The sequence below is a fragment of the Lacinutrix sp. genome, from assembly GCF_037625555.1.
Lineage (GTDB): Bacteria > Bacteroidota > Bacteroidia > Flavobacteriales > Flavobacteriaceae > Lacinutrix.
Map to the genome: position 1 here is coordinate 1 of NZ_JASJHV010000122.1, position 3671 is coordinate 3671.

A 3671-nucleotide genomic window follows, 5' to 3' on the forward strand; every position below is an offset into this window, starting at 1 on the left:
TGTATATATATATATATATATATAGAGTATTTTTACTTATATTTGATAGATGGTGTATTTGATGGTGTTAGATCTATTGAAAGTTCAATTCATGACTATGAACGTAGAGAACCCACTAAAGATATTCCAGGTTTTGAAGGAACATTAGAGGCATTAAATGGTTTAACAATTTTTAAATAAAGGTTATGATAGATTTAGATAAAGAAATGGCTTGGGTTACATTTTTAGATAATGGATGGGAAACTAAATGGTTTCCAGTATTATGCCCTATTACAAGACGACATCTAGAATTTGATAGTGAAACAACAATGGATCACTGCCGCATTATATTCAATAATGATGATAATTGGGTTTCATTTGGAATTGCTCCAACTTCACAAATGGTTATACGAAACTCAGTTAGGGACAATTTATAACAATAAATTAAAGACTCCCGCATAAAAATTTGGAGAAGCGAGATATTGTTCGTATATTTACGGGGTAAAACGGGTGCGAGCCCAATTATTAATTAAATAAAATAAAAGTTATGTCAAAAAAAGTAAATTTAAATTCAAGTAATTCGAAAGTTATTAATGGTACGGTATTTGTTACTGCATTAAAGTGTCATGAGATGTCTAAAATGTTAGCTGAGGAAATTCAGCATGGTAATAACATTACACATCCTACATTAGGAATAATGTATCAATATAATGGTAAGTTTTCAAGATCTAATTCGTAAGCCATGATTAGAGAAAAACAACAACAAACAGGTCCAATTATTGTAGACTTGACAGGTCCAGATGGTAATGCTTTTGCATTAATGGGTTTAGCAAATAGATTATCTAAACAATTAGGTTTTAAAAGTCCAACTGAGGAAATGATGAAAGGTGATTATGAGCATTTATTAGAAGTGTTTGATAAGAATTTTGGTGATTTTGTAATTTTAGAAAGATAATAGTTATGAGTGAAGAACAAATAAGAGTTGAGTTAGAGATATTAGTGAAGGAAATTGCTATTGCTAAATCGTTAGTTGAGGATAATAAATCCAAGGTATTTAGTGAGATGGTTATGTTAAGAGAACAATCACCCTCATTTCAAGGGAATAATGATAAACAAAAAGAAGGATATTATAAATGGTTGATGTGGAATATATTTGAAAATAAATTACCACCGAACAGCTCAGGATCGTTTTTAACTGCAATTGAAGATTATGATAATAATGTTGCTATGTTAGAGGGAATAGATGAAGTAACTGATGAGCAGTATGAATTGTTTGATAGGCTTTGGAGTGAAATTGTTAGAGGAAAAGTAGTTGATGAAAGCGTAGGTAGTTTAAAAAGATTGTGGGATAAATAAAAATAGAAGATTATGTTTATAGCAAGTTATAATAAGGGTTTTAGTATGAAATTTGAAAATGGGTTTGAAATATCTGTTCAATGGGGTACTATGAACTACTGTTCGAGGAAAGGTGATGGTGCTTGGGATGAATCAACTAAAGATACTAGGTGGAAATCATCAACTGCTGAAATAGCCATTTTTAATAATAACGTAACAGATGAAGATGCCTTAAGTGGTAAGGATATGATTGTATTTGCAGATGAAACTGTTAAAGGTTGGGTTAATGCTGATTTTGTAGCTGAGATTATGTTTAAAACATCAACAGCAGAAGATTTTGAAGAATTACAACAACAAGTTAAAAATGAAAAATGGTAGAACTAATAGAAAAACTATATCAAACTAATGAGATTAGTGAAGAAGTTAAATTAAAATTAATAAAACAATATTATGGATAAAGAATTAAAAGAAAAATTATATCGTAGGTTAAGACAAATGCAAGCCGATTTAGAAGATGGAGCTGTAGGTGTTGTTAAGCGTGATTTGGAAGTATTAATAAATCAGATTCATTTTAATCAATTATAAGTTATGGAAGAGAAAAAAGTATATGGTGGTGAGTTTATTTCATTGTATGATCATTTAGGTCATGCTGCTGGAGGTAAATTAGGCCAAAAAGTTGCTTATGCAGCTGTGCAATGTGGTGTTAAGCATCAAGTTAAAGAGTTAAAGACGAGTTATTATGAGGGTGAGATTTATACTTACCCAAGTGAATTCTTAACTGAGTATTTTGAAATTAAAAAGGCAAAAGAAGTTATTATTGAAAAAGTTAGATATGGAGATAAATAAAGATATCATTAATTTTGAAACAATGTCGTTTACTGATAGGATGAATTATAGAGCACACTTAGCTGCTATGATGGATACTATTGATAAAATTAATAAAGAAAGAGACATGGAGATGAAGAGTCCGGAGACGTGGTGTAATTACTCTGATATGCCTTCACCTAAAGCTTATGAGCAAAAAGCAACCCAATCAAATAACTATGGATGGGTGGATAATGAGGATGATGACGATGATTATTCCAGTCGTGACGGTGGGGATAGTCGTGGTGAGGGTTACGACGATGCAAATGAGTACTAACAATTGAAATTAACATTATATGGATAATGAAATGATAATTGCTTTAATAGGTGTTCCTACAATATTCGCCTTCGCATTTGGGTGGACGTGGTTAGAAGAGCGTAGTAAGGCGAAAGCTAAACGTAAGTATGACCAACAAATGGTCAAGTATGACACGTGGCGAGATCATATTAATAGTATGTAACAAACGCCCATAGGGGAATGTGCCACAAAGTGCAGGGTGTATTAACCCATTTGGCCCGCGCATCCAACCTTTACCGTAGGTAACGAGTATATACTTGTGAACACACGGAGCTACGGCTGTTCACAAACACTCACAACGAAGTATTTAAGGCACCGGCGAAGATATGTGGTTCCCCGAGGGAGCCTTCGTATATTTACGGGGTAAATGAGGCGGGAACGCAATTGTTAATTAAAAATAAAGGTTATGTATAGTGTAAGAAAGTTAGATGAGTTAGATATTAAAGATATCATGGAGTATGAGGGTAAGCAATTTAGTGATAATTTCAGTGCCACGGGTTCTAGCCTGTGTTTGAGTATTGATGTTAAAGCTGATAAAGTATATTATCAGGAGTGCTACAGTCGCTATGCCAATTTTACTGGTAAGAATATTTACGGTGAGCGTCGTGATGATTCACTCCGTCACCCACGTACAGGTCTTAAAACCATGTCTATGACTCGGTTTTATGGTGCTGCTATTGGTTGGGTTTAATTAAAGACTCCCGCCAAAAGGCTTGGATACCCGAGCTATTGTTCGTATATTCACGGTGTTAATGAGTTGAGGCCATTAACGTTAGTATTAATTAAAAAAATAAAGGTTATGTTGAAAAATTTTAAAAGTGGTTATGCAGTTAGTGGTTCTGATCAAACAGCTAAAAGCGAGAAAAATGATTGCGTGGTGAGAGCCATTGCAAATGCTTGTGATGTTAATTATTCTCAAGCACACAAGTATGTTAGTGATACTTTCAAACGTAAGAAAGGTGAAGGTACAAAACAGTTTATGTCTACTTTGGACAACGTTAAAGAAATGACGTTTGATGAGGTGGGCCAATTGAGTCTATTTAATAGTGGCATTACTAGAACGTTAAAGGTGCTAGGTCACGGGCCTAAACAAGGTGGTGACATGGTTAACCCAAAATATAAGCATAAGCCGGTTGCATTTACGGTGAAGGCGTTTGCCCAAAAGTTTAAGCGTGGTAATTACATACTAGCAGTT

The 3671-nt window shown here is 33.8% G+C and carries 11 protein-coding genes; all 11 read left to right on the top strand.

Annotated features, from left to right (window positions below):
• Positions 1 to 180, top strand: a 180-nt coding sequence (locus QNK89_RS10150; RefSeq protein WP_340170921.1) for a hypothetical protein, incomplete at its 5' end; no start/stop codon positions are given.
• A gap of 5 nt (positions 181 to 185) precedes the next feature.
• Positions 186 to 416 (top strand): hypothetical protein, encoded by a 231-nt coding sequence (locus QNK89_RS10155; RefSeq protein ID WP_340170922.1) that lies wholly within the window; start codon positions 186 to 188, stop codon positions 414 to 416.
• A 110-nt stretch (positions 417 to 526) separates the two neighbouring features.
• Positions 527 to 718, top strand: a complete 192-nt coding sequence (locus QNK89_RS10160; RefSeq protein WP_340170923.1) for a hypothetical protein — start codon at positions 527 to 529, stop codon at positions 716 to 718.
• A gap of 3 nt (positions 719 to 721) precedes the next feature.
• The gene (locus QNK89_RS10165) at positions 722 to 934 is read left to right on the top strand and encodes a hypothetical protein (protein WP_340170924.1); all 213 of its coding nucleotides are present in this window, start codon (positions 722 to 724) and stop codon (positions 932 to 934) included.
• Positions 935 to 939: 5 nt separating this feature from the next.
• Positions 940 to 1335 (top strand): hypothetical protein, encoded by a 396-nt coding sequence (locus QNK89_RS10170; RefSeq protein WP_340170925.1) that lies wholly within the window; start codon positions 940 to 942, stop codon positions 1333 to 1335.
• 12 nt (positions 1336 to 1347) lie between these two features.
• Positions 1348 to 1692, top strand: a complete 345-nt coding sequence (locus tag QNK89_RS10175) for a hypothetical protein (RefSeq protein WP_340170927.1) — start codon at positions 1348 to 1350, stop codon at positions 1690 to 1692.
• A 72-nt stretch (positions 1693 to 1764) separates the two neighbouring features.
• The gene (locus QNK89_RS10180; protein ID WP_340170928.1) at positions 1765 to 1899 is read left to right on the top strand and encodes a hypothetical protein; all 135 of its coding nucleotides are present in this window, start codon (positions 1765 to 1767) and stop codon (positions 1897 to 1899) included.
• A gap of 3 nt (positions 1900 to 1902) precedes the next feature.
• On the top strand, positions 1903 to 2160 hold the full coding sequence (locus tag QNK89_RS10185; protein WP_340170929.1) for a hypothetical protein: 258 nt from the start codon (positions 1903 to 1905) through the stop codon (positions 2158 to 2160).
• Positions 2132 to 2455: a hypothetical protein gene (locus QNK89_RS10190; RefSeq protein ID WP_340170930.1), complete on the top strand. Its 324-nt coding sequence runs from the start codon at positions 2132 to 2134 to the stop codon at positions 2453 to 2455. The genes QNK89_RS10185 and QNK89_RS10190 overlap by 29 nt, the downstream gene beginning before the upstream one ends.
• Before the next feature lie 427 nt (positions 2456 to 2882).
• Positions 2883 to 3167: a hypothetical protein gene (locus tag QNK89_RS10195; protein ID WP_340170931.1), complete on the top strand. Its 285-nt coding sequence runs from the start codon at positions 2883 to 2885 to the stop codon at positions 3165 to 3167.
• A gap of 66 nt (positions 3168 to 3233) precedes the next feature.
• On the top strand, positions 3234 to 3671 hold a 438-nt coding region (locus QNK89_RS10200), incomplete at its 3' end, for a hypothetical protein (protein ID WP_340170932.1).

Bases quoted from the DNA above. Each gene is read 5' to 3' on its own strand.
- QNK89_RS10155 (WP_340170922.1), top strand. From the start codon at position 186: ATGATAGATTTAGATAAAGAAATGGCTTGGGTTACATTTTTAGATAAT.
- QNK89_RS10160 (WP_340170923.1), top strand. From the start codon at position 527: ATGTCAAAAAAAGTAAATTTAAATTCAAGTAATTCGAAAGTTATTAAT.
- QNK89_RS10165 (WP_340170924.1), top strand. From the start codon at position 722: ATGATTAGAGAAAAACAACAACAAACAGGTCCAATTATTGTAGACTTG.
- QNK89_RS10170 (WP_340170925.1), top strand. From the start codon at position 940: ATGAGTGAAGAACAAATAAGAGTTGAGTTAGAGATATTAGTGAAGGAA.
- QNK89_RS10175 (WP_340170927.1), top strand. From the start codon at position 1,348: ATGTTTATAGCAAGTTATAATAAGGGTTTTAGTATGAAATTTGAAAAT.
- QNK89_RS10180 (WP_340170928.1), top strand. From the start codon at position 1,765: ATGGATAAAGAATTAAAAGAAAAATTATATCGTAGGTTAAGACAAATG.
- QNK89_RS10185 (WP_340170929.1), top strand. From the start codon at position 1,903: ATGGAAGAGAAAAAAGTATATGGTGGTGAGTTTATTTCATTGTATGAT.
- QNK89_RS10195 (WP_340170931.1), top strand. From the start codon at position 2,883: ATGTATAGTGTAAGAAAGTTAGATGAGTTAGATATTAAAGATATCATG.